Annotated in this window: 1 protein-coding gene; it reads left to right on the forward strand. The window is 32.0% G+C overall.

The window, feature by feature from the left end:
- The first annotated feature begins 103 nt into the window (after nucleotides 1-103).
- On the forward strand, nucleotides 104-1,387 hold the full coding sequence (locus tag DYH56_RS15650; RefSeq protein ID WP_114643780.1) for an IS110 family RNA-guided transposase: 1,284 nt from the start codon (nucleotides 104-106) through the stop codon (nucleotides 1,385-1,387).
- Nucleotides 1,388-1,744 lie beyond the last annotated feature (357 nt).

Here is a 1,744-nt window from a genome sequence, read left to right on the forward strand (position 1 = left end):
AAGGAGCATTCCTGTATAATAAAAAAGTAAATGGTTGAAAAAAAAAGATACCTCGATGTAAAATTAAGACGACTAAACCCTAATATTTTACGGAGGTATCCACATGAAGTTTAACCAAAATAGCAAAATAAGTCAAGTAAAAGAATCAAGTTTAATAGTAGGAATCGATATCGGAAGTACAACTCAATATGCTAGAGCATTTGATTGGAGGGGAATTGAGTTATCAAAAACCTTTAAATTTGCAAATAGTAGCATTGGATTTGAAAAATTTAATGATTGGCTTCAAAAGGTTTGTCAAAAACATCAAAAAACAGAAATAATAGCAGGATTAGAGCCAACAGGTCATTACTGGTTTAATTTATGTGAGAATATGAAAAATCACAATATAACCATTGCAATGGTTAATCCATATCATGTCAAGCAAACTAAGGAATTAGATGATAACAATCAAACAAAGAATGACTCCAAGGATCCGAAAGTAATCGCGAAATTAGTCATCAATGGGCGATTTAGTTATCCATATATACCAGAAGGAATATACGCTGATTTAAGAGTTGCAGACAGGTGTAGAGAAAAGATTGTCAATGAGTTAAATGGTATTAAGAACAGACTCCATAGATGGGTTTCAATATATTTTCCTGAGTACAAACTAGCATATTCTGCTATAGATTCAAAAAGTGGTTTGATGATATTAAAAGAAACCCCTTTGCCTAAAGAAATTGTTGAATTGGGCGTTGATGGTATTTTAAAAAAATGGAAAGATGCAAAATTAAGAGCAGTAGGATTAAGTAAGGCTAAAAAGCTAGTAGAGGCTGCTAAACAAAGTATCGGGTTTACAAAAGGTACTGAAATGGCTAAATTAGATATTCAAATGATGATAGAGGATTATGAGTACAAAACCAAACAATTGGATATGATAACGGAAGAATCGGAGAATTTATGTAATGAAATTCCTGAAACCAAGAAATTACTTGCGATCAAAGGTGTTGGAATAGCTACTGTAACTGCTTTTGCAGCAGAAGTAGGTGATATTAAACGTTTTAAATCAGCTAAACAAGTTCAAAAGTATGCTGGATTATCTTTAATGGAAAATAGCTCCGGAAAACACAATAGTTCAACAAGGATAAGTAAAAGGGGCAGAAGCAGACTCAGAGCTATACTATTTCGAGCTGCAATGCCATTAATAGGAAAAAATGAAGAATTTTCAGAGATATATAAATATTACATCACTAGAACCAATAGTCCACTGAAGAAAATGCAAGCCGTAATAGCCATTTGCTGTAAACTCATAAGAATATTCTTCACGATATTAACTAAAGGAATTGAATATAGTGGCAAAAAATTATTGTTAGATATAAGAAGACCAACATTGGAACAAGTAGCATAAGGAAAAAAACAAAAACATCGAAAAGAAAAAAGAACTAAAAAAGGTAAAACGTCCATCTTTTAAGATACCTAAATTTAGTTTTAAAAGTACTAAAAGACAAATAAGAGCTAGTAGTCGAAATTTTTCCATTAGAGCCATAGGACTCAGCAAAGGAGCAGAAAGACACTCAACTTATGGATAGGCAGAACGAAGGAATTTAGGACTCTTTTAATAAGATGATCCTGTTAGATATGGGAGGGTAGTTGCCATAAGAATATTGAGGGAATAAGGCCTTCAAAAAAAATAGTGAGGACGTTTGTTTGCTATACAAAAATTCTTGTTTTCAGTATTAAATACTATGAAATATCCATAAATAAG

Origin of the sequence: Psychrilyobacter piezotolerans, from assembly GCF_003391055.1 — a bacterium.
GTDB classification, from domain to species: domain Bacteria; phylum Fusobacteriota; class Fusobacteriia; order Fusobacteriales; family Fusobacteriaceae; genus Psychrilyobacter; species Psychrilyobacter piezotolerans.

Excerpts from the sequence above, each read along its gene's own strand:
- DYH56_RS15650 (WP_114643780.1), top strand. The coding sequence starts at position 104 with ATGAAGTTTAACCAAAATAGCAAAATAAGTCAAGTAAAAGAATCAAGT.